We start from the raw sequence: 21,031 nt of genomic DNA, 5'->3' as shown, positions 1-21,031 counted from the left end.
CTGGTCGCTCGTGGTCGTTGCACATGTCCATAAGTGTCATCCGACCGGATCGCGCGCAGGGACAAGCATCCTGCGCAGCACGGCGTCTTTCAGAATAAAATGATGGAAGAGTGCCGCACCGGCATGAATGCAGATCAGAACGATGAATACCGGCTTTGCCCAAGTATGGACATCGCCCATCCAGCTCCAAACATAAAAGGCCAGAAGCCCGGAAACAGGAGCGGCAACGAGAAGGCCATAGAACAGCGCATGCGTTGTGCGTGAGGCGAAAGCCATCCATTTCGGCATTGTGGATTGCGGCTTGGGCGCACCGATGAAGAGGCGGACGGCCAGTCGCACGAACACCAGCAACAGGATCGCCAGGCCGACCCAGTAATGGGCGGACCCCATGGTCTGCCCGTAGGACGACAGTTGGCGTCTGTCCGCTGCCGCATCGACATAGATTGTCATGTTTTCGCCGAACAGGAGCTGGAACAGGACAAGCGCCGCTATCATCCAATGCAGGCTAATTTGGAGGCCGCTATACCGGATTTCCTGGAGTTCATTCTTCCGTCCATGAGGTGAGCGCGATAGCTGCCCAGGGCGACCCACGGCAGGGATCCATTGACGTTTTGGCCGTTCTCGTCGCGTCAGGCGGGCGTGCAGGTGCTTGCATCTACTCCGATTCAAGCAGGATTTTGTCGGCCTCGCCGGTGCCCTTCTTCAGACTCATATAGAGAACGAGGGCGACGATGCAGCCCAGGAAGATCATGCTGGTGAAGGTGGTGCCGAAGCCGAGGCCGCCATATTCGACCGGCTGCGACAGCAGGTCGCCGAACGAGGCGCCAAGCGGCCGCGTCAGGATGTAGGCCAGCCAGAAGGCGAGGATGGCGTCGAGGCCGAAGGCGAAATAGCCGAGGGCGATGAAGACGATGACCGCGCCGAACAAGAAGCCAGTCGTGAGATAGTCAATGTCGAACGTCTCGGCGACAAGGTCGCCGGCCGCGGTGCCGAGCGAAAAGGTGAACAGGATCGCCAGCCAGTAGAAGATCTCGCGCCTGGTGGTGACGATCGAATGGATGGAGAGCGTTCTTTCGCTGGCGTACCAGACCGCGAATGTCGCGGCGAGCAAGACCGTGAAGGCAATCGTGGTGGTTTGCAGACGGACGCCCAAATTGTCGACCAGATTGTCGGTGATCAAGGTGCCGACGACGCTGATCAGCACCACCGCCAGCCAATAGGCCCATGGCACATAACGCTTCTGCGCGAATTGCAGCGCCAGCGCGACGACAAGGATGCCGGTCATGATCAGCGAGGTGACGGTCAGTCCGAAGCCAAGATTGACGGCCAGATAGTCGGCCGCCGTCTCGCTAGTGGGTGGCGAGACACCGGCGCTATGAGCCCTGCCGGGGTGCAGGAGCTATGATGAGCTACGCTCCCCCCAAGCCGGCAGCGAAGGCGTTCGACCAGCACAAGCGCCTGCTCGTCATACAAGTGGCGGCAGCCCTCGCCGTCATGCTGTTGCTGTTCACCAAGCCCTTTCTCGTCGAAGGCTCGGACGGGCACGAATACATTGAGGCGCTGGGCATCGGCTTCGTGCTGGTCTGCTTCCTTGGCCGTCTGTGGAGCATTCTCTATGTCGGCGGCAGGAAGAACGACGAGCTGGTCACCATCGGCCCGTTCTCGATGAGCCGGAACCCGCTCTACTTCTTTTCCACGGTCGGCGCGGCGGGCGTCGGGTTGATGTACGGCTCGGTGCTGGTGGCGGCGGCGCTGGCTCTGGTGAGCTAACTGGTGTTCCGGGTGACGGTGCGCAAGGAAGCCGAGTTCCTGTTTGGAAAGTTCGGCCCCGCCTACAGCGTCTATGCCGAACGCACGCCGCCTTTCTGGCCGAACCCGCTGCTGTTTCACGATCAACCCGAACGCCGGTTCTCGACAAAGGCGTTGCGGCGGACATTCACGGACGGGCTCTATTTCTGGCGCTGTTCCCGGCCATCGAGACGATTGAGCAGTTGCGGATCAGCGGCATGCTGCCGGTGTTTTTCACCCTCTACTGACCGGAGCGCCGTGCCGCGCGGCGCACGCTGTAGAGCAGGATGACGAGGCAGCCGGGCAGAAGCAGGACGCCGCCGGCAAGCGGCGGCAACGCCAGCAGCTTCACTGCCGCGGCAATCGCTACGATCAACAGCAGCGCCAGCGTCGCAAGGCTGCCGTCGTCGATGAACATGCCGACGAGCTCCTTTAGAATGAGGCGGACGACGTTCATCGAGCAACTCCTTGTGCAGCCTTGGGGTAGCTGGCGCGCAACCAGCGCACCATGGCGAAGCACGCGACGGCGATGATTGCGAAGATGGCCAGCAGCGCCAGATCGGCGCCCGGCCAGTCGGTGCCCAGGCCTTCGCCGGTCCAGAAAATGCCGAAGCTTGTCAACATCAGGCCGACGGCGAATTTGAGCGCGTTTTCCGGCACCCGCGTCAGCGGCCTGTGCACCGCAAGGCCGATGATCGTTACCAGGATGAAGGCCGCCAACGCGCCAAGGCTGGCATAGAAGGTCTGTGCATGCGCGGCGCCGACGGCAATGACGATGAACACCACCTCGACACCTTCGAGCAGCATCGCCTTGAAGGCCGCGAGCCCGGCCAGATAATCGGCGCGGCGGTCATTGGCCTGCTGCTGCAAAGCGGCGGTTTCCTTTGAAAAGGCCGCGTCCTCGTCATGCAGGGCGATGACGCCGACACTGCGCAAAATGGCCTTTCTCAACCAGCGCATGCCAAACAGGACCAGGAGCACGCCGACGACGAACTGCAGCACCGCAATGGGAATCAGCGCCAGCAGCGGTCCGAAGGCCAGCACCAGAGCCGCCAGCACCGCCAGCGCCAGCGCAGCGCCTGTCAGCGCTGGCCGCCAGCTGCGGGTGACGCCGACCGCCAGCACGATGGTGAAGGCCTCGACCACTTCGACGAAGGAGGCAAGGAACGAGGCGGTCACGGTGGAAAGTATGGGCGTCAGGCCGTTCATGAAAGTTTCCTGTCTGCGGGAATCACTAGCCTGAGAAGGATACAGCGCTCCGGCGGAAGGGAGAACGCGCCGGCATCGTCGCCATGGTCTATCTGTTGCGTCAACATCGGTGGCCCGGTCGCCGGCGTTCGCTACGAGCTGCTCGGCGTCGGCGACAATTTCAAGCCGATCGTGCTAGGCCTTGTCATTGTGCTCGCCGTCATTCTGGATGCCTATCGGGAAAAGCTGTTGAGGGTGATCCGATAAAGCGCGTCGCGCTTTTTGGTTTTTGTTTTATGGATGTCATTTTCCCAGATCCGCCGGACACTCCGGGCGACATGCACTAGGGGACAAGAAATGACGACGATTGCCGATGTCGCGCGCCATGCCGGAGTGTCGGTCGCAACCGTCTCGCATGTGATGAACCGCACGCGCCATGTCGAGCCGGAGACGGCCGAGCGCGTGCATTCGGCCATCGCCGCCTTGCGCTACAGTCCGAACACGCTGGCGCGGAGCCTGAGGCGCGGCGAGACCAAGACCATCGGCCTGCTGCTGCCGGACAATTCCAATCCGTTCTTCGCCGGCGTGGCACGCCAGATCGAGGATGCCGGCTTCCTTGCCGGCTATACGGTGATCCTGTGCAACTCCGACGGCAGCGCCGAGAAGGAGGAGCGCTACCTCCAGGTGCTGATGGCCAAGCAGATCGACGGGCTGATCTTTGCCGGCTCGTCCGATCATGCGCGGGTGTTCTCCAGCCTTCTGCCCGGCGTCCCGGCGGTGCTGATCGACCGCGAGATCCATTCGGTCAATGTCGATTCCGTGCTGGTCGATCACGATTATGGCGGCTATCTCGCCGGCCGCTATCTGGCCGGGCTCGGTCACGAGAAGATCGGCGTCATCGGCGGCCCGCGCGATTCCAGCTCCAGCCCCGCCCGCCTGCGCGGCTTCGCCAGGGCGCTGCAGGAAGCCGGCCTCGACCTGCCGCCGGCCTCGGTGGTGGATTCCGACTACCACTTCGCCGGCGGCCGCATGGCGATGGAGCGGCTGATGGCGCAGGCGCCGGGGATCACGGCGCTGTTTGCCTGTAACGATCTGATGGCCATGGGCGCGCTGACAGTGCTGCGCGGGCGCGGATTGCGGGTCCCCGGCGACATGTCGATGATCGGCTTCGACGACATACCCTATGCCGTCACCACCTGGCCGCCACTGACGACGATCGCACAGCCGGTCGAGAAGATCGGCACGCGGGCGGTCAGCCTGCTGCTCGAGCGGGTTGCCGAGCCGGCGGCGCATTCGCGCCGCGAAGTGCTCACCCCGGTGCTCGTCGAACGGGAGAGCTGCGCGCCGTTGCGCGGCTGAAGCCCCTCAGGCGGCTGCCGGCTGCAGCGCTGCCCTGAGCAGCATGCCGAAGAGGTCGCGCGGCTCGTCGGGATCGGCGAGCAGGTCGAGCTCCTCGTAGAGGCCGGTGGCCTGAAGCTGGTCTCTGATATAGCGCAGTGCGGAAAAATCCTCGGTGGCGAAGCCGACGGAATCGAACAAGGTGATCTGTTCCGCTGTCTTGCGGCCTTCCGCCTTGCCGGTCATCACCTGCCACAACTCGGTCACCGGATGGTCGGCGTGGAGCTGCTGGATTTCGCCCTCGATGCGCGTCTGCGGCGAGAACTCGACGAAGATGTCGGAGCGCAAAAGGATGTCGCGGTGCAGTTCCGTCTTGCCGGGGCAGTCGCCGCCGACCGCGTTGATGTGCACGCCGGAACCGACCATGTTGTCGGTCAGAATGGTGGCGGACAGCTTGTCGGCGGTCACCGTGGTGATGATGTCGACTCCTTCCACAGCATCCTGGCCGGTGGCGCAGATGGTGATGTCAAAGCCTTTGCCGGCGAGGTTGCGGGCGCATTTTTCCGAAGCCGAGCGGTCGATGTCGTAGAGCCGCAGCCGGTCGATGCCGAGCAGCGCTTTGAAGGCGACAGCCTGGAATTCGGACTGGGCGCCATTGCCGATGATGGCCATCGAGCGCGCGCCTTTCGGCGCCAGATATTTGGCCGCGACAGCGGAGGTCGCCGCGGTGCGCAGCGCCGTCAGGATCGTCATTTCGGTGAGCAGCATCGGATAGCCGGAGCCGACATCGGCGAGCACGCCGAAGGCGGTGACGGTCTGGCGCCCCTCGCGCATGTTCTTGGGATGGCCGTTGACATATTTGAAGCCGTATAGCCGGCCGTCGCTGGTCGGCATCAGTTCGATGACGCCGTCATGGCTGTGCGAGGCGATGCGCGGCGTCTTGTCGAACAGCTCCCAGCGGCGAAAATCCTCCTCGATATAGGCGGCGAGTTCGGTGAGGAACCGCTCGACGCCGATGGTCAGCACCAGCTTCATCATGCGGTCGACGCTGACGAAGGGGACGATGGCAAGGCGGGAAGGCTGGGTCATGCAATGCTTCCGGAATGGCTGCGGGTCGGGCGGTCCATGATGCGGCGGCCCATCAGGCTGGCGGCGAGGTCGACCATCAGCGTGGCGGTGCGGCCGCGCTCGTCGAGGAACGGGTTGAGCTCGACCAGATCAAGGCTGGAGACCAGGCCGCTGTCGGACAGCATCTCCATCACCAGATGCGCCTCGCGGAAGGTGGCGCCGCCGGGCACGGTGGTGCCGACGGCCGGCGCGATGGAGGGGTCGAGGAAGTCGACGTCGAGGCTGACATGCAGCAGGCCGTTTTCCTTTTCGACGATGGCCAGGAAGGCGCGCAGCAAAGGTGCGACGCCGTGCTCGTCAATGGTGCGCATGTCGTGCACGGTAACCCCCGCTTCGCTCAGCGCCCGGCGCTCCGCCGGATCGACGCTGCGCAGGCCCATGACGCAGATGTGGGCAGGATCGACGGCGACAGGCAGGTCCGGGAAATAACCGTTGAAGCCCGGTCGGCCGCTGGCATAGGCGAGCGGCACGCCGTGCAGATTGCCGCTGACGGTGGTATCGAGCGTGTGGAAATCCGGATGCGCATCGAGCCACAGCACGAAGAGCGGCCGGTCGCGTTCGGCGGCGCGGCGGGCTATGCCCGACACCGTGCCGGCCGATATCGCGTGGTCGCCGCCAAGGAAGATCGGCATGGCGTCCCGCGAAGCCGCATAGGCGGTCTCGGCAATTGCCGCGGTCCAGGCGGAAATCTCCGGCAGGGCCTTCAGCGCGAGATTGCCGTGGACGATAGCGCGCACTGCGGCCGATTGCACCGCGCCCCAGTCCTCGACCTCGTGGCCAAGTTCCGACAGCACCGAGACAAGCCCGGCCGTGCGCAGCGCGCTTGGCCCCATCTCGCATCCCATCCTGCCGGCGCCGTCCTGCACCGGCGCGCCAACGATCCTGCAGCGCATGGTTCTTGTTGTCCTTGTAAATTGATTGGGCGGTTGATGCGTGGAATGAACCATCCCGGCCCGGCAGTTTGAACAGGCGAAATTGGCATTTCGAGAAGAATGATTTATCAACCCGATAAGTCAGTTTGGTCAAGTGGATAGAATCATGGACTTGCTCGACGAAAGGCTGGTCACGCTGCTCAGGCATGATGCCCGGCGCAGCATCTCCGATCTCGCGGTCGATCTCGGGGTGTCGCGCGCCACGGTCAGGGCGCGCATGGAGCGGCTGGAAAAAACGGGCGAGATCATCGGCTACACGGTGGTGCTGCGCGCCGACGCGGTCGACCAGCGGATACGCGGCGTGATGATGATCGAGATCGAGGGCCATGCCGCCGACCGCGTGGTCCGGGCGCTCGGCGGCCTCGCCGAGGTTTCGACCATTCACACCACCAATGGCCGCTGGGACCTGGTGGTCGAACTCGGAACGGCGTCGCTCACCGATTTCGACGCGGTGCTTAGGCGGATACGGCTCATCCCCGGGATAACCGGCAGCGAGACAAGTCTGCTGCTGGCAACGCCGAGGACGACAAGGGCACGGCTGGCTTAGCCGCCGTTCCGGCCGGCGTGTTCACGCAAAGCTTTGGGCGGAACTGGCGAATGGGTCGCCTGGCCGACGAATCTCATTGGGGCCGCAGCTATCCTCCACATGACGGAGGAAGCCGGCATGACGCGAGATTGCACCAGCTTCAACGGTGCAAGGACCGGACGCTTGCCACAGGCCAAGGCTGATGGCAGGATAAAAGGCCGCAACGTGCGGCCTCTGGCGGCCGTTGTGTTTCGATGGATTATGAAGCATTTTCCCAAGGTGCGGGTTCTCCTCACAATGTGCGGCAGCCTCATTTCGCCTTGGTCGCCCTTGATTTTTCGCAATGTTCGCTTTGCCTGCCTCAGGCCGCAGGGCATTTAATTCCACGGGGTCAAGCCTCATGACAGAGATTTGTGCTCGGGCCGTCTATCATCGGCGAAGACAAGGCATGGCGCCACAATCAGCGCCCCCTGGCATTCGTGCCCAGGTGAAGAATGCCGTTGCGTACCTCTCGCCCCCATGTTTCAAAACAGGTCGTTAGACCCGCGAGAATGGTTTCGAAGCCTGCGGGGTTGCCCACGGTCCGGCGAGAATTCTAAAAGACGTTCACAATGACACAGCACGCAAAAGACGCACGAATTCTCATGTACAGCCACGACACGTTCGGGCTCGGCCATTTGCAGCGCTGCCGAACGATCGCGCATTCGCTGGTCGGGGATTTCCGCGGTCTTCAGGTGCTTATCATTTCGGGCGCGACCATCGCCGGCGCCTTCGACTACCGCGCCCGCGTCGACTTCGTGAAGATTCCCAGCGTCATCAAGCTGCGCAACGGCGAATACACCTCGCTTGAAAAGGACATCGATCTGCATGAGACGCTAAGGATGCGGCAGTCGATTATCCGCCACACAGCCGAGAGCTTCCGGCCGGATATCTTCATCGTCGACAAGGAACCGCTGGGGCTGCGCGGAGAGATCGAGGATACGCTGTCCTACCTCAAGACGCGGGGCACCACGCTCGTGCTTGGCCTGCGCGAGGTGATGGACGCGCCGCATTTGCTCGAAGCGGAGTGGGCACGCAGGGATGTGATGCGCAAGATCGGCCTGTTCTACGACAAGGTCTGGGTCTATGGCCCGCCGGATTTCTACGATCCGCTGACCGGCCTGGAGGTGCCGCCGGCGGTCAGGGCAAAGATGAAGTTCGTCGGTTTCCTGCAACGGAGCCTGCAGCAGAACCAGTTGCCCGGCCACCGGCCCGAGGGCGACTATATCCTGGTTACCACCGGTGGCGGCGGTGACGGCGCCGACCTGATCCACAACGTCATCGAGGCCTATCAGCAGGATCCGCGATTGCAGCACCGGGCGCTGATCGTGCTTGGGCCCTACATGCCGGCGCGCAAGCGCAACAAGCTGGTCAGGAAAGGGGCCAAGATCCCCTACGTCAAGATCATCGAATTCGACAACCGCATGGAAGAGCTGATTGCCGGCGCCAAGGCGGTGGTGGCGATGGGCGGTTACAACACCTATTGCGAGATACTGTCTTTCGACAAGCCGGCGCTGATCGTGCCGCGCGTCACGCCGCGCGAGGAACAGCTGATCCGGGCACGGCGCGCAGCCGAACTCGGCCTCATCGAGATGCTTTTGCCCGAGGAGGCCGAGGATGCCCAGCGGTTTGCCGATGCGCTGCAGGTTTTGCCGGGCCGGCCCCGCCCATCGCAGAGCAATGCGCATCTGACGCTGGAAGGGCTGCCTCATATTTCCGAAATCGTCGCGGAACTGCTCGACCGGCGGGCCGGCCATCACCTTTCGGTCATTGAAGGCATGAACTGAGTTGCAACACCGCAAGATCGTCGTGGTTCTGAAGGGCTACCCGCGGCTGTCGGAAACCTTCATCGCGCAGGAGCTGCTCGGTCTGGAGCGTGCGGGGTTCGACCTGATACTTTTCGCGCTCAGGCGGCCGACCGACGCAAAACGTCATCCCGTGCATGACGAGATCAAGGCCCCCGTCCATTATCTGCCGGAATATCTGCACAGAGAGCCGCTGCGCGTGGTTCGGTCGCTGTTTGCCTGTCTGCCGCGGCCTGGCTTCTGGCGCGCGCTCAAATCGCTGGCTGCCGATATCCGCCGCGACTTTACCCGCAATCGCGCGCGGCGCTTCGGGCAAGCGCTGGTGCTGGCGGCCGAATGGCCGCAAGATGCCGGATGGCTGCATGCCCATTTCGCGCACACGCCGGCATCGGTGACGCGCTATGCCAGCCAGCTTCGTGGCTTGCCCTGGAGCTGCTCAGCCCATGCCAAGGACATCTGGACGTCGGCGGACTGGGATCTGGCCGGCAAGCTTTCCTCGGCGCGCTGGACGGTCACGTGCACGAAAACCGGCTTCGACCATCTGAAAAAACTCGCCAACGGCAGTTCGTCCGTGCATCTGAGCTATCATGGGCTCGACCTTGACCGCTTCGGCAGTTTCGGCGAGGCGCGAAAACAGCGTGACGGCTCGGCGCCGGCCGAACCGGTCATGATCTTGAGTGTCGGACGCGCCGTTGAAAAGAAAGGCTATGATACGTTGCTGGAGGCTCTTGCCCTCTTGCCTGGCGATCTGGCGTGGTGTTTCGAGCATATCGGTGGCGGCGAGGAACTGAAACGGCTGAAGGCGCTGGCGCAAAGGCTCGGGCTGGAGGGGCGCGTCTCCTGGAAAGGCGCGCTGGCGCAGGAGGAGGTGCTTGAGCACTACCGCAGCGCCGACATCTTCGCTTTGGCCTGCAGGATCACCGCGGATGGCGACCGGGACGGCCTGCCGAATGTTCTGGTGGAGGCGGCCAGCCAGCGGCTTGCCTGCGTGTCGACCGATATTTCCGGCGTGCCGGAGCTTTTATCGTCGGATGAAACCGGGCTGCTGATTCCCTCGGAAAACCCGACTGCCCTGGCACAGGCGCTGGAGCGCCTGATCCGCGATCCCGTCCTGCGCGCCCGCCTCGGCGACGCCGCGGAGCGGCGCGTGCGAAGCAATTTCGACCATGTGGCAGGCATTGGACAGCTCAAGGAACTGTTCGAGCGGGAGTGGCGGGTCGCCGAATGAAGCGGCTGCGCGCTTTCTTCTATGTTCAGCACCTGCTCGGCATGGGCCATCTCGCGCGCGCCAGCCGCATTGCGGCGGCTCTGGTCGATGACGGGTTCGACGTCACCGTCGTGACCGGCGGAGCGCCGATCGCGGGATTTCCGGGATCGGGTGTAAAATCCGTGACCCTGCCGCCTGTCACCTCCGGTGACGAAGGATTTTCCGGACTTGTCGACCTGCAGGGCAAAGCCATCGACGATGATTTCAAGACGCGGCGCTCAGAGATGCTGCTGCAGGCTTTCCGGGATTACAGGCCCGACATCGTCATTATCGAGGCGTTTCCCTTTGGACGCCGGCAGATGCGTTTCGAACTCTTGCCACTGATCGAGGCCATCGAAGCGACATCGCCCAGACCGCTGCTGGCGGCGTCCGTCCGCGACATCCTTCAGGAGCGCGTGAAGCCGAGCCGAAACGAAGAAACGGTCGATATCGTCAACAGGCATTTCGATCTTGTCATGGTCCATGGCGATCCGGCTTTCGCAACCATCGACAAGACATTTCCGCTGGCTGGGGCGATCAGGGCCGAGGTCGCCTACACAGGGCTCGTTGCCGCGCCGCCGGCGCAAGCGGCCTCAGAGCGCTTCGACGTTCTCGTGTCGGTTGGCGGCGGGGCGGCCGGAAAGAGCCTTGTCCGATCCACCGTCGCGGCGGCGCGAAGTGCCGATAACGCCTGGACATGGTGTTTGATCACCGGCCCAAACCTGCCGAAGGACGAGTTTGACGCGATCACACGCGATGCCACCCCACGCCTGTCCATCTTCCGGTTCCGCGAGGATTTCGCCAGCCTGCTGACCGGCGCCCGCCTGTCGGTCTCGCAGGCGGGTTACAACACGGTCTGCGATGTCATGCGCGCGGGGTGTCGCTCGCTGCTCGTTCCATTTGCAGCCGGCGGGGAAACCGAGCAGACGCGTCGCGCTCTGATGCTCGAAGAGCTCGGTCTTGCAACGGTGCTGACGGAACAGGACCTGACGCCTGAACGTCTGGCGCATGCGATCGAGCAGGCGCTTGCGGGACCGCCGCCAGCCGCGCATCGTCTCGATCTGGAAGGGGCGCGGCGCTCGGCGCAAATTCTGCGCGAGCGCTTCAAACAGCTCCGATCAGCATGAAGCGTGTATAATTTTTTGTCGGCAGTTCGCCGGAGAACCTGATCTGCCGCAGCGCCGCCATTGCTTCGAAGGCTGCAAGTGACGCCACGCAGTTGATGTGCGTCGGCTCGCTGAAATAGTCGTTCGACTGCAGCAGCACGTTCGTACCCCGCGGAAGCAGGGCAAGCCAGGCGCTTAGGTCGGCTATGTGTTCGCAGCTCGTATTGACCACCAGGTCGGGCCCGCCGGCGGCATAGTCGAGTGCGTACATATCTGCCGTCAGCGCTTGAAACCGGTCGCCGGCTTGCCGGTTGAGTGTCCGGGCGACCGCGCCGACTTCGGGATCGATGTCGATGCTGTCGATCGCCGCGATGTCGAAGCGGGCGTCGTTGAAAAGCATCGCCGGCAATACGCCGTACCATCCACCCAGAACCCATATGCGTTCGAACCGGCCGCCGCAGCGTTCGAACAGCCTGTCGAGCGCCCACATCTTGCAGGCGACCTGCTTGTGGTTGAAGGCATTGGCGATATCGGCCTGCGGATGCTTGGCGATGACGCGCGCCAGCCCGGCCACGAGAGGGTGGTCGACATAGGCGGCAATTCCCCGCGTGAGGTCCAGGGCTTGCTCATGCCCATCCATGCCGGCATTGCGTGGTTGCGTGACATCCATCATATTCGTCTTCTATGTTGGGATTTCGGGCGACACAACGCAATCTTGCCTCATGCAAGGCTGTTCGACTTGCGGACGCGACTGTGCCGCAAGCCGTTTCGCCATTGCCCGGAGGCGGCCGATTGCATTTGTCCGGACCATCGGCATCCATCCGGCTGGCGCGCAGCTGCCGCTTCGAGGTCTTCGGTGGCGGCGAAGACATGGCCGATACACCATTCGCCAGCAGGTGCCTTTACATTCCGCATCCTTCAAACTGACAATCGCATATGGAAACCAGCCTAGCCCGCTATATCTGGACGCACACCAGGAAGCAGCAGCTCTGGATATTGATGATCGTCGTGCTTTCGATGGTCCCGTATTTCATGTCGTTCGACCTGCCGAAGCTGATCGTCAACGGCCCGATCCAGGGCAAGGGGTTCGAGCAACCGGGCGCGACCCTGCCATTCATGAGGTTGCACTATAACCTGCCGTTCATCGGCGAGGTTCAGTTCTTCTCCGGTTTTCAACTGGACCGCACGTCGACGCTGCTTGCGCTCAGCCTTGTTTTCCTCTTGCTGGTCGTCATCAACGGCTTGTTCAAGCTCTACATCAACACTTACAAGGGCCGGCTCGGCGAACGCATGCTGCGGCGTATCCGCTTCGACCTGGTCGATCGTGTGCTGCGGTTTCCGCCGATTTACTTCAAGCGGGTGAAATCCGCCGAAGTGGCGACCATGGTGAAGGACGAGGTGGAGCCGCTGGGCGGCTTCATCGGCGATGCCTTCCTGCAGCCGGTGCTGCTCGGCGGCCAGGCGCTGACGGCCATGCTGTTCATCATGGTCCAGAACGTCTGGCTCGGAATGATAGCGGTCGTGATCGTGGCGATCCAAATCGTGCTTATCCCGCGAATGCGGCGGCGGCTGCTCGTGCTCGGGCGCCAGCGGCAGTTGACGGCGCGCGCGCTTTCAGGCCGGGTTGGCGAAATCGTCGACGGCATCGGCGCGGTTCACGTCCACGATACGTCGAACTACGAGCGCGCCGACATAGCAGCCCGGCTCGGGCTCATCTTCAAAATCCGCTTCGATCTTTACCAATGGAAATTCATGGTAAAGTTCCTCAACAATTTTCTCGCGCAGCTCACGCCCTTTCTGTTTTACATGATCGGTGGCTATCTCGTCATCCAGGGGCGGTTGGATGTCGGCCAGCTCGTGGCCGTGATCGGCGCTTACAAGGACTTGCCCGGACCGATGAAGGAACTGATCGACTGGGATCAGGACCGGCAGGATGTCCAGGTCAAATATCAGCAGGTCGTCGAACAGTTCACCGTCGAGAATATCATCGCGCCGGAAATCGGAGCACTGACGATCGACGATCCCGATCCGATGACCAAGCCGCTGTCGGCGATCAGCCTGTCCATAGCAGACGATGGCGGCGCAATGCTCCTCAATCGCATCTCGCTCGAGGTCAAGCCGGGTGAGACGGTGGCGCTGGTCAGCACCGCAACAGGGGGAGCGGAGGCGCTTGCGGAAGCCTTTGCGCGGCTGACCTGGCCGGATAGCGGAAGGATCGTTTCGGGCTCCGATGACTTGCTTGATCTCCCCGAAGCCGTGACCGGCCGGCGCATGTCCTACGCTTCGTCGGATGTTTTCCTGTTCCAGGCAAGCCTGCGCGACAATTTGCTCTACGGTTTGAAGCATGCGCCGCTGACATCGGTGACATATGACGGCGCAGCGGCGGACCAGCACCGTTGGAATATCGACGAGGCGCGCCGGTCGGGCAATCCGGATCTCGATATCCGCAGCGACTGGATCAACTATGCCTCCGCCGGCGCCACCGGCCCGCACGACCTCTTTGAAGCCGTGCGCCGGGTGCTCGACGCGGTTCTTCTGTCGCGCGACATTCTGGATCTAGGCTTGCGCTCTTCGGCCGACCTCAAGCGCCACACGAAGCTCGCCGGGCGGATCGTCGAACTGCGTGCGGCGCTGCGAACCCGGTTGGAGGAAGAAGGCCTGAGCGCGCTGGTGGTTCCTTTTGAACCGGGCGCCTACAACAAGGAAGCGACGATCGGCCAGAACCTGCTCTTCGGCGCTGCGGCCGGCCCCGAACTGGCTCACAAGGCACTGGCGTCCAATCCCTATTTTGCTTCCGTGCTGAAGCAAGCCGGCCTCGACCGCACGCTCTACGAAATGGGCATGGAGATCGCCGAACAGGCGATCGAGCTGTTTGCCGACCTGCCGCCCGAACACCAGTTCTTCCAGCAGCTCGCCTTCATGAGCGCCGAGGAGATACCCGCCTACGAAACCTTGCTGCAACGGCTCAAGAATCGCCCCTACGATGCGGTTTCGGAGAACGACCGCGCCATGATGGTCACGTTGAGCTTTGCCTATATCGAGCCCCGGCATCGCTTCGGCCTCTTGACCGACGAGCTGATGAGCAAGATCATCGCTGCACGCAACCAGTTCTATGGAAACCTGCCGGCCGAGCTGGAGAAAGCTGTCGAACGGTTTGACCCTGACAAATACATCGCCGCGGCCACCGTCATGGACAACGTCCTGTTCGGGCGTGTCGGCAACAACCATCCCGACGCGCCGGACCGCATTCGCTCCATCGTCTATGATATTCTTGACGAACTGGGGCTTTATGCCGAGCTTCTGGATGTCGGCCTGGACTTCAACGTCGGCGCCGCCGGCAGGCGGCTGACCGGCGGACAGCGACAGAAGCTCGATGTTGCCCGCGCCTTGCTCAAGCGTCCCGATTTCCTCATTCTCAATCGGCCGCTGTCGGCGCTCGACCAGCGCGTGCAGGACAAGGTGTTGCGGAATGTGCTCGACGAAGCCAGACGCGACGGCCATTCGCCGGCAATTGTGTGGGTGGTGACGAATCCGGCAATGGCGGCGATGTTCGATCGGGTTGTGGTCTTTGACTCAGGCCAATTGGTGGAAGACGGAACACACGAGACACTCTTGGCGGGAAACGGTATCTTCAAGGAACTTGTGTCATAGTCTGGCAAACGCGAATTCAGGAAGGTTTGCGACAATGCTGCTCAAGGATGAAGTTGGAATGCTGCAACGCGTTCCCTTGTTCTCTGGCATCGAGCCGACAAAGCTCAAGCTGCTCGCGTTCACGTCCGATCGCGTGAACTACAGTGCCGGCCAGATTCTTTTCCGGCAGGGCGACGAGGCAGACGCCGCCTATGTCATCCTTTCGGGCAGCGCGGATATTCTGGTCGATTCCGACAATGGGCCGATCAAAGTTGCTGAATTGCTGCCAAATTCGATCGTTGGCGAGATTGCCATATTGTGCAACAGCTCCCGTACTGCCACCGTCAAAGCGGCAAGTGAGCTGGAGGCCTTGAGAATCCGCAAGGACCATTTCCTGAGGCTTATGAAGGAGTTTCCCGAAATGACCATCGAGATATTGCGGGTTCTTGCCGATAGGCTAAGCAGTACGACCGCGGACCTGATCGACGCACGAACGGCCGAGAGCGATTCACAGTTGCACTGAAGCGGCGAGCCGCTCTGTTTCTTTGTTTTGATGCAGTTTCCGGAACCGTGTCACACCTTTCCTGGAACGACTCTGGCAGCAGTTGGTTGGCTACGATGGGCGAAAGGGTGCATGGACGACGATTTCTTCCTTGTCAGGTTTTGGGGCGTGCGCGGCAGCATTGCGGTGTCGGGGCCAGAATTTGCTCGCTATGGCGGCAACACGATCTGCATCGAGATGCAATGCGGCAAGCATACGCTTCTGTTCGACGCGGGCTCCGGCTTGCGGCCTGCCGGCAGGACGCTTCGGGCGGCGGGCGTCACCGATTTCGACCTGTTTTTCACCCATTGCCATTACGATCACATCATCGGGCTGCCGGCTTTCAAGCCTATTTATGAACGAGGCATCAAAGTTACGCTTTGGTCCGGGCATCTGGCTGGACGCATGACGACGCGGCAGATGGTCGATGAATTCATTCGGCCGCCATGGTTTCCGGTGACACTCGGTGTCTGCAAGGCGAGCCTCGACTGCCGCGATTTCGCATCCGGAGACCTGCTTCGGCCACGCGAAGGAGTTGTTGTACGAACCGGTAGTCTTACCCATCCGGGCGGCTGCATCGGCTACCGGGTCGAATGGGGGGGCCGCGTCGTGGCGGTCATCACAGACACCGAGCACGAGCCGGGCAAACTCGACCAGGCGGTGCTCGGCCTGATCAGAGATGCCGACCTCGTCATTTACGACTGCACCTACACCGAGGAGGAAATGGAGCGCTACCGCGGCAACGGGCACTCGACATGGCAACAGGGCGTCAAGCTCTGCGAGGCGGCCGGCGCGCGCGGGCTTGCGCTGTTTCACCACGATCCGGCACGCACCGACGATGAGCTGGACGAGATGGAGAAACTGGCCAAGGACAGGTTTGCCGGCGCTTTTGCGGCGCGGGATGGCCAGACGCTCACATTCCCAACTTCAGTGAACAAAAAGCGCTGAGCTATTTTCCGGCGCTGCGTTCGGTCAATGTGCTGATCGGAAGCCATGCGCAGGCTTCGGTCCGCGCGGTGATCGTGAACAGCCGTTCGAGGAAAAGCCATGCCGATTCATCATGGACGAGATGGTGGGTGAGCAGGCCGACCGGTTCGCCGCCGTCGAATGCACGCTGCAATTGCGCGACGATGGCCTGAACCAACAGACCATGATCGCGGCAGCCGCGCGTGCCATGCCAATCCATGATGTCGACATTGCTGTTGATGACCGCCAAGGAAGCCGGCCTTGGCGGCCCGAACACCGACAATGCCGCAAATCCTATCGATCCGAGGTCGGGTACCAGGCCGGCGTCGATCCGGTTCCAGGGCGGCACCAGCATCGGAACCGCACGTGCGCCGTGCAGGCCGGTTACACGCGACAGCCCGCCGGCCAGCTCATCCAGCACCACCTCGCGTGGCCGATGCGCGCCGAGCTCCTGCTTTTTTTGACCCTCGGGCGCATGATTTCGGTGCGCCCAGCCATGAATGGCGACCGTGGCATGCGGCGCGGCGTCAAGCCGGACGACAAGCTTCCCGTCGGTCTGGGCCGGAATGACGGCCAGAGTGACCGGAACCGCGAAGTCACCGGTGAGGTCGAGCAACCGATCGAGCGCCGGCGTCGGATCCACGGCGTCGTCGTCGCGCAGCCAGAACTCTGCCTTGCGGCCCCACCGTTGCCGATGCGCCAGCTCGTCCACCAGAGGCTGCCAAATCGGGTCGGACGTCATGACAACGGGATCATCTTGAGAAGTTCCGCCAGACGGGCCTTTGCAGCACCGAGAGAGCGTTCTTCGAGAACGAAACGTCTGGCCTCTGCAGCCATGATGGTTCTTTCGTCATTATTGGCCAGAAGCCTTGCGATGGCCGAAGCGAACGCCCCCACATCGCCCGGCGGGGTGAGAAACCCGGTCTGGCCATGCCGCACGACCTCCGGCACGCCGGCAATGTCCTGAGCCACCACCGGAAGGCCGGCGGCCTGTGCTTCAAGATAGGCAATGCCATAGGCCTCGCCGTAACCCGGCCAGACGTAGATTCCCCCGCGATAAAGGACATCCGGCACGGCGGCAGGCTCGATGGCGCCAAGCCATTCGATACGGTCGGCGGGCAAGCCGGCGAATTGCGCCTTTACCTCGTCACGGGCAGGTCCGTCCCCGACGACCGATAGCGTCCAGGGGAGATGGCCGATCAACCCGAGCGCCTGCGCCAGCATGCGATAGCTCAAGACCTTGTCGCCCGGGCGCATCATGGCGACGGTCACGAGGCGCGTCGGATAATCCAGTACCGGCATTTCGTGGAATGCCGATGTGTCGATGAAGGGTGAAAGCATACCGAGAGCGGCGTGGGGGACAGCATCCGCCAGCCCCTGGCGATCCCTTTGCGTGAAGCAGATGTTCAGCGCCGCCTGTTCGATGGCTCGCGCGACCAATGCTTGGCTATCGGCCCACGAACCGGCGTTGCGCCGTTCGGAATAGGAGGCTTCGGCCGTCACATAGGGGACGGCAAAGGCCAACGCCAGCTCGGGCCCGATCAGGTCGGGCGCCTTGTAGTAGGGATGATAGGAGAACCAGAGATCGGGCTTGCCGTCACGGTCCCAAAGCCTTGTCAGTCGCGCGGCTTCGTCCCGGGCCTCGATCATGAGCGCATCGAAACTTTTCGGTTCCGGCTGGCGTAGATAGAAGCGCAACTCCGATGCCAGTTCGACGCTATGCCCGCCATGCTGCAGCGCCTGGACCAGCATCCGTGCCATCTGGCGGTCGCCGGAGACAACGGGATGATTGGGCGACTTCAGCGGGGCGTAGAAGGCAATTCGCATCGCGCGATCCTATCATCGCAAAGCCTGCCCAAGTCAATTTCGAGGCATGATCGACTTCACCTTCAAGCGCTGGAATGTGCTATCTGATGCTTATGGAAACAGCTGTCGCGTCCGACCCGTTCGTCGCTTCTTTGCCGGTCTTCGCAAAGTTCGAAAGCGTTGCCGATATCGACAACTATCGGCCTCTCCCCGATGGCTGGGCGCTGGCCACCGCCGACATCGTCGGCTCGACCAAGGCGATCGAAGCCGGGCGCTACAAAACCGTCAATATGGCCGGCGCCAGCGTCATTTCGGCGCTGCTCAATGCACTGGGCCGGCAAGATCTTCCCTTCGTCTTCGGCGGCGACGGCGCGCTCGTGGCGTTTCCCGGCTCGGCGCTGGAGATCGCCCGTAACGCGCTGGCTTCTGTCCAGAGATGGGTGGCGGACGAACTGGACCTGACCTTGCGTGCCGCAATCGTGCCGATAAAGGACATAAGAGCGCAAGGCCTCGACGTTCGCGTGGCGAGGTTCCAGGCCTCCGAAGCAGCCTTCTATGCCATGTTCGCCGGCGGCGGCGGCAGTTGGGCGGAAGCCGAAATGAAAGCCGGGCGCTACCGCGTCGACCCCGCCCCGGCCGGCGCGCGGCCGGATCTGACCGGCCTCTCCTGCCGCTGGAACCCGATCGAAGCCCGGCATGGCGAAATTGTCTCGATCATAGCCGTGCCCGGGGCATCGCGCGACTTGCGTGGTTTCCAGTTTCTGGCTTCCGACATCATCGCCCTTGCCGGCAGGCAGGAGCGCGATGGCCACCCGGTGCCGGTGGACGGTCCGGCCTATAGTCTCTTGCCCGCCGGTCTCGATGTCGAGGCACGGGCCACGGCGCCGCCGGGGCGGCGGTGGCTGGCCAAGCTGTGGGTGATCTTCCTGATGACGCTTACGGCCGTCACCGACAAATTGGGCTGGACGATCGGCGGTTTCGACCCGAAGGTCTACAAGCGCGAGGTGGCCAGCAATTCGGATTTCCGCAAGTTCGACGACGGCTTGAAGATGACCATCGACGTCGACGCGGATGTGTTGCAGCGGATCGAGAACCGGCTGAAACAAGCGGAAGAGGCCGGCATCTGCAACTATGGCCTGCACCGCCAGAAGTCGGCCTTGATGACATGCCTCGTCATCTCGCCGCTGCAGCGCGATCATGTTCACTTCATCGATGGCGCCGCCGGCGGCTATGCAATGGCTGCCGCAAGCCTGAAGGCGAAGGCGCCGGTCTGATGACGGCTTGGGGAATCGATTTTCCGCAATGCGCCGCGGCCATGGTTCTTGGGACCCGGCGAGCCCGACGGTGCCTGAGCCGACCAATTATTTGCGCGATGTCAGGATCGGGATTGCACTTCGCCGGCAGCCTCGCCACATAGTGTTGCAGGTGATTTGTGCGGTCGACGTCTGCTTGCTTCCTGCAAGGACAGTCATTCGGGATATTCTTCGCCGGCTTCTGCCCCCGAAGCCGGCTTCATTGACTTCGAGAATTTTGCGGATCAAAGGAGATGGCTCGTCTTCGACGGGTTTCGAGATAGCATGAGCACAGCGCAAACAGAAATTTCCAACATTCTCATGGATAAGGTTGCCGATTGGCTGACCCAATCGGCGCTGGCGGGCGACGACCTGGAAACATTGGTCAAGGGTTTTTGTGAACGGCTGGCTGCTGCCGGCCTGCCGCTGAAGCGGGTGCATTTGAGCTTTTCGATGCTGCATCCGCTTTATGACGCGCTCGGTTTCACCTGGATTCGCGGCCAAGGCCTGGAAGTGGAAGGCTTCCGGAGTGAGAACGGCGTCCATTCCGACAGATTCCTGACCAGCCCATACTACCATCTGCTCAGCAACAAGCTCGACCATCTGCGGCGCCGGCTCGACCCGTCGGTGCGGTCGGAGTTTCCTGTTTTCGATGAGCTCAGGCTTATGGGCGTCACCGATTACATGGCTTTCGTCCATCCCTTCAACGGCGATACAAGTCAGGGCATGTTGGGGTCCTGGTCCACCGACAGTGCTTCAGGCTTCAGCGACAGCATGATTTCGGCGCTGCTGCGGATCCAGAACCATCTCGCTATAGCAAGCAAGATGGCGGTGCTCACCAAGCTCGCCGACAACATGATGACCACGTATCTCGGCGGTGACGCCGGCAGGCGCGTGCTGGACGGCCAGATCAAGCGCGGCGAGGGCGACACAATCCGGGCCGCGCTGGTGATGGGCGATATGCGCGGGTCGACAAGGCTCGCCGAAACCTCCGGCCGCGAAGTCTATATCGATACGCTGAACCAGTTTTTCGATGCCATCGCAGCACCTTTCAATCGCAAAGGCGGGCAGATCATGAGTTTCCTGGGGGATGGATTCATTGCCGTCTACCCCTGCGAAAGGCACCGGGCGCAGTCAGAGATCGCCTGCCAGGCTGCTCTTGCGGCTGCGCACAAGGCCAGCATGCGCATGATGGAGCTCAATCTGCGCAGAAAAGAGCAAGGACTGGGCGACATAAAATTTGGTATCGGCCTTCATGTCGGCAATGTGATGTTCGGCAATGTCGGGCTTACCGACCGACTCACATTCTCCGTCTTCGGCTCGGCTGTAAACGAGGTCCAGCGTCTCCAGACCCTGACTAAGAAATATCCGCACAGCGTTCTCGCCAGCAAGGACTTCGCCGGCTATTGCGGGGCCAACAGCTGGCTGACGCTCGGCGAGGAGGAACTGGCGGGCAGCAAGCAGAAGCTGACGGTGCTTTCACCCGATCTGTCGGGTGCTCTCGCACTCGATGAAGACGCTGCGCTGCAGCCGTTTCACGATCGGATATCGGACGCCGAGCAGGTCATGCTGCTTCATCGCGATGCCGCGCGGCTGTCGGCGGGCGACCGGAGGAAGCTCCAGTAGTCACCACCATCCGATCTGGACGCCCTGGTATGCTGTCCGGCCGCCGGTCGCCGGGGAATTCGTTTCGAATCCAA

General features: G+C 62.3%; 20 protein-coding genes and 2 pseudogenes. 13 read left to right on the top strand and 9 right to left on the bottom strand.

Annotation, left to right across the window (positions count from 1 at the left end; all coding sequences use genetic code 11):
* Nucleotides 1–36: 36 nt before the first annotated feature.
* Both NKH54_RS28215 and NKH54_RS28210 read right to left on the bottom strand, forming a co-directional pair.
* Entirely contained in the window at nt 37–591 is a 555-nt protein-coding gene (locus NKH54_RS28215) for a cytochrome b (RefSeq protein ID WP_502907576.1), read from the bottom strand.
* Between the two features lie 64 nt (nt 592–655).
* Nucleotides 656–1,348 (bottom strand): annotated as a pseudogene (locus NKH54_RS28210) (COG4705 family protein); the annotation flags it as partial.
* A 56-nt stretch (nt 1,349–1,404) separates the two neighbouring features.
* On the opposite strand from NKH54_RS28210, the gene NKH54_RS28205 reads away from it, so the two are divergent.
* Nucleotides 1,405–1,770, top strand: a complete 366-nt coding sequence (locus NKH54_RS28205) for a methyltransferase family protein (RefSeq protein WP_353029427.1) — start codon at nt 1,405–1,407, stop codon at nt 1,768–1,770.
* Between the two features lie 259 nt (nt 1,771–2,029).
* Here NKH54_RS28205 and NKH54_RS28200 read toward each other — a convergent pair whose 3' ends face one another.
* Both NKH54_RS28200 and NKH54_RS28195 read right to left on the bottom strand, forming a co-directional pair.
* The gene (locus tag NKH54_RS28200; protein ID WP_023672157.1) at nt 2,030–2,245 is read right to left on the bottom strand and encodes a hypothetical protein; all 216 of its coding nucleotides are present in this window, start codon (nt 2,243–2,245) and stop codon (nt 2,030–2,032) included.
* A complete protein-coding gene (locus tag NKH54_RS28195; protein WP_353029426.1) occupies nt 2,242–2,997 on the bottom strand; it encodes a COG4280 domain-containing protein in 756 nt (251 codons plus the stop codon). Before NKH54_RS28195 ends, NKH54_RS28200 begins: the two co-directional genes overlap by 4 nt.
* Nucleotides 2,998–3,056: 59 nt before the next feature.
* On the opposite strand from NKH54_RS28195, the pseudogene NKH54_RS28190 reads away from it, so the two are divergent.
* Together NKH54_RS28190 and NKH54_RS28185 are read left to right on the top strand one after the other, a co-directional pair.
* Nucleotides 3,057–3,243: pseudogene (locus NKH54_RS28190) on the top strand (ABC transporter permease); the annotation flags it as partial.
* A gap of 90 nt (nt 3,244–3,333) precedes the next feature.
* Complete coding sequence (locus tag NKH54_RS28185; RefSeq protein ID WP_023692902.1) at nt 3,334–4,335, top strand: LacI family DNA-binding transcriptional regulator; 1,002 nt, start codon at nt 3,334–3,336, stop codon at nt 4,333–4,335.
* A 6-nt stretch (nt 4,336–4,341) separates the two neighbouring features.
* Here the strand turns inward: NKH54_RS28185 and ocd are convergent, their stop codons facing one another.
* Nucleotides 4,342–5,403: an ornithine cyclodeaminase gene (gene ocd / locus NKH54_RS28180; protein ID WP_023692901.1), complete on the bottom strand. Its 1,062-nt coding sequence runs from the start codon at nt 5,401–5,403 to the stop codon at nt 4,342–4,344.
* The gene (rocF, locus tag NKH54_RS28175) at nt 5,400–6,335 is read right to left on the bottom strand and encodes an arginase (protein WP_353029425.1); all 936 of its coding nucleotides are present in this window, start codon (nt 6,333–6,335) and stop codon (nt 5,400–5,402) included. Before rocF ends, ocd begins: the two co-directional genes overlap by 4 nt.
* 145 nt (nt 6,336–6,480) lie before the next feature.
* On the opposite strand from rocF, the gene NKH54_RS28170 reads away from it, so the two are divergent.
* The 5 genes from NKH54_RS28170 to NKH54_RS28150 all read left to right on the top strand — a co-directional run bounded on the left by NKH54_RS28170 (nt 6,481) and on the right by NKH54_RS28150 (nt 11,117).
* Nucleotides 6,481–6,921, top strand: a complete 441-nt coding sequence (locus NKH54_RS28170) for an Lrp/AsnC family transcriptional regulator (protein WP_023685065.1) — start codon at nt 6,481–6,483, stop codon at nt 6,919–6,921.
* Between the two features lie 99 nt (nt 6,922–7,020).
* Nucleotides 7,021–7,281 carry a hypothetical protein gene (locus NKH54_RS28165; RefSeq protein ID WP_023732834.1) on the top strand — a complete coding sequence of 87 codons (261 nt, stop codon included), beginning with the start codon at nt 7,021–7,023 and terminating at the stop codon, nt 7,279–7,281.
* Nucleotides 7,282–7,511: 230 nt separating this feature from the next.
* Nucleotides 7,512–8,726, top strand: coding sequence for a glycosyltransferase family protein (locus tag NKH54_RS28160; protein WP_023672150.1), 1,215 nt, complete (start codon nt 7,512–7,514; stop codon nt 8,724–8,726).
* A gap of 1 nt (nt 8,727) precedes the next feature.
* Entirely contained in the window at nt 8,728–9,972 is a 1,245-nt protein-coding gene (locus tag NKH54_RS28155) for a glycosyltransferase (protein WP_023730304.1), read from the top strand.
* Nucleotides 9,969–11,117 (top strand): glycosyltransferase family protein, encoded by a 1,149-nt coding sequence (locus NKH54_RS28150; protein ID WP_023685069.1) that lies wholly within the window; start codon nt 9,969–9,971, stop codon nt 11,115–11,117. The genes NKH54_RS28155 and NKH54_RS28150 overlap by 4 nt, the downstream gene beginning before the upstream one ends.
* On the opposite strand, the gene NKH54_RS28145 is transcribed toward NKH54_RS28150, so the two are convergent.
* The gene (locus NKH54_RS28145) at nt 11,095–11,766 is read right to left on the bottom strand and encodes a class I SAM-dependent methyltransferase (RefSeq protein WP_084561037.1); all 672 of its coding nucleotides are present in this window, start codon (nt 11,764–11,766) and stop codon (nt 11,095–11,097) included. The two genes, NKH54_RS28150 and NKH54_RS28145, sit on opposite strands and share 23 nt — an antisense overlap.
* 266 nt (nt 11,767–12,032) lie before the next feature.
* Between NKH54_RS28145 and NKH54_RS28140 the strand changes: the two genes are divergently transcribed.
* The 3 genes from NKH54_RS28140 (at nt 12,033) to NKH54_RS28130 (ending at nt 16,215) form a co-directional block, all read left to right on the top strand.
* A complete protein-coding gene (locus NKH54_RS28140) occupies nt 12,033–14,747 on the top strand; it encodes an ABC transporter transmembrane domain-containing protein (protein WP_352790603.1) in 2,715 nt (904 codons plus the stop codon).
* 34 nt (nt 14,748–14,781) lie between these two features.
* Entirely contained in the window at nt 14,782–15,249 is a 468-nt protein-coding gene (locus tag NKH54_RS28135) for a cyclic nucleotide-binding domain-containing protein (RefSeq protein WP_023672144.1), read from the top strand.
* 111 nt (nt 15,250–15,360) lie between these two features.
* Nucleotides 15,361–16,215 (top strand): MBL fold metallo-hydrolase, encoded by an 855-nt coding sequence (locus NKH54_RS28130; RefSeq protein WP_023692895.1) that lies wholly within the window; start codon nt 15,361–15,363, stop codon nt 16,213–16,215.
* Nucleotide 16,216: 1 nt separating this feature from the next.
* Here the strand turns inward: NKH54_RS28130 and NKH54_RS28125 are convergent, their stop codons facing one another.
* Together NKH54_RS28125 and NKH54_RS28120 are read right to left on the bottom strand one after the other, a co-directional pair.
* Nucleotides 16,217–16,975: a polysaccharide deacetylase family protein gene (locus NKH54_RS28125; protein ID WP_023685073.1), complete on the bottom strand. Its 759-nt coding sequence runs from the start codon at nt 16,973–16,975 to the stop codon at nt 16,217–16,219.
* Entirely contained in the window at nt 16,972–18,060 is a 1,089-nt protein-coding gene (locus NKH54_RS28120; protein WP_023685074.1) for a glycosyltransferase family 4 protein, read from the bottom strand. The genes NKH54_RS28125 and NKH54_RS28120 overlap by 4 nt, the downstream gene beginning before the upstream one ends.
* 74 nt (nt 18,061–18,134) lie before the next feature.
* Here NKH54_RS28120 and NKH54_RS28115 point away from each other — a divergent pair, with 74 nt between their 5' ends.
* On the top strand, nt 18,135–19,313 hold the full coding sequence (locus tag NKH54_RS28115) for a DUF3095 domain-containing protein (RefSeq protein ID WP_031196755.1): 1,179 nt from the start codon (nt 18,135–18,137) through the stop codon (nt 19,311–19,313).
* A gap of 303 nt (nt 19,314–19,616) precedes the next feature.
* On the top strand, nt 19,617–20,957 hold the full coding sequence (locus NKH54_RS28110) for an adenylate/guanylate cyclase domain-containing protein (protein WP_023726703.1): 1,341 nt from the start codon (nt 19,617–19,619) through the stop codon (nt 20,955–20,957).
* Nucleotides 20,958–21,031: the final 74 nt, after the last annotated feature.

Origin of the sequence: Mesorhizobium sp. M1004 (assembly GCF_040318795.1) — a bacterium.
Classification (GTDB): domain Bacteria; phylum Pseudomonadota; class Alphaproteobacteria; order Rhizobiales; family Rhizobiaceae; genus Mesorhizobium.
The sequence above is the reverse complement of the archived record's forward strand: the minus strand, read 5'-3'. Positions and strand labels throughout refer to the sequence as shown.

Coding starts and splice junctions, on each gene's coding strand:
- NKH54_RS28205 (WP_353029427.1), top strand. CDS start 1,405: ATGAGCTACGCTCCCCCCAAGCCGGCAGCGAAGGCGTTCGACCAGCAC.
- NKH54_RS28200 (WP_023672157.1), bottom strand. CDS start 2,245: ATGAACGTCGTCCGCCTCATTCTAAAGGAGCTCGTCGGCATGTTCATC.
- NKH54_RS28195 (WP_353029426.1), bottom strand. CDS start 2,997: ATGAACGGCCTGACGCCCATACTTTCCACCGTGACCGCCTCGTTCCTT.
- NKH54_RS28185 (WP_023692902.1), top strand. CDS start 3,334: ATGACGACGATTGCCGATGTCGCGCGCCATGCCGGAGTGTCGGTCGCA.
- ocd (WP_023692901.1), bottom strand. CDS start 5,403: ATGACCCAGCCTTCCCGCCTTGCCATCGTCCCCTTCGTCAGCGTCGAC.
- rocF (WP_353029425.1), bottom strand. CDS start 6,335: ATGCGCTGCAGGATCGTTGGCGCGCCGGTGCAGGACGGCGCCGGCAGG.
- NKH54_RS28170 (WP_023685065.1), top strand. CDS start 6,481: ATGGACTTGCTCGACGAAAGGCTGGTCACGCTGCTCAGGCATGATGCC.
- NKH54_RS28165 (WP_023732834.1), top strand. CDS start 7,021: ATGACGGAGGAAGCCGGCATGACGCGAGATTGCACCAGCTTCAACGGT.
- NKH54_RS28160 (WP_023672150.1), top strand. CDS start 7,512: ATGACACAGCACGCAAAAGACGCACGAATTCTCATGTACAGCCACGAC.
- NKH54_RS28150 (WP_023685069.1), top strand. CDS start 9,969: ATGAAGCGGCTGCGCGCTTTCTTCTATGTTCAGCACCTGCTCGGCATG.
- NKH54_RS28145 (WP_084561037.1), bottom strand. CDS start 11,766: ATGGATGTCACGCAACCACGCAATGCCGGCATGGATGGGCATGAGCAA.
- NKH54_RS28140 (WP_352790603.1), top strand. CDS start 12,033: ATGGAAACCAGCCTAGCCCGCTATATCTGGACGCACACCAGGAAGCAG.
- NKH54_RS28135 (WP_023672144.1), top strand. CDS start 14,782: ATGCTGCTCAAGGATGAAGTTGGAATGCTGCAACGCGTTCCCTTGTTC.
- NKH54_RS28130 (WP_023692895.1), top strand. CDS start 15,361: ATGGACGACGATTTCTTCCTTGTCAGGTTTTGGGGCGTGCGCGGCAGC.
- NKH54_RS28125 (WP_023685073.1), bottom strand. CDS start 16,975: ATGACGTCCGACCCGATTTGGCAGCCTCTGGTGGACGAGCTGGCGCAT.
- NKH54_RS28120 (WP_023685074.1), bottom strand. CDS start 18,060: ATGCGAATTGCCTTCTACGCCCCGCTGAAGTCGCCCAATCATCCCGTT.
- NKH54_RS28115 (WP_031196755.1), top strand. CDS start 18,135: ATGTGCTATCTGATGCTTATGGAAACAGCTGTCGCGTCCGACCCGTTC.
- NKH54_RS28110 (WP_023726703.1), top strand. CDS start 19,617: ATGAGCACAGCGCAAACAGAAATTTCCAACATTCTCATGGATAAGGTT.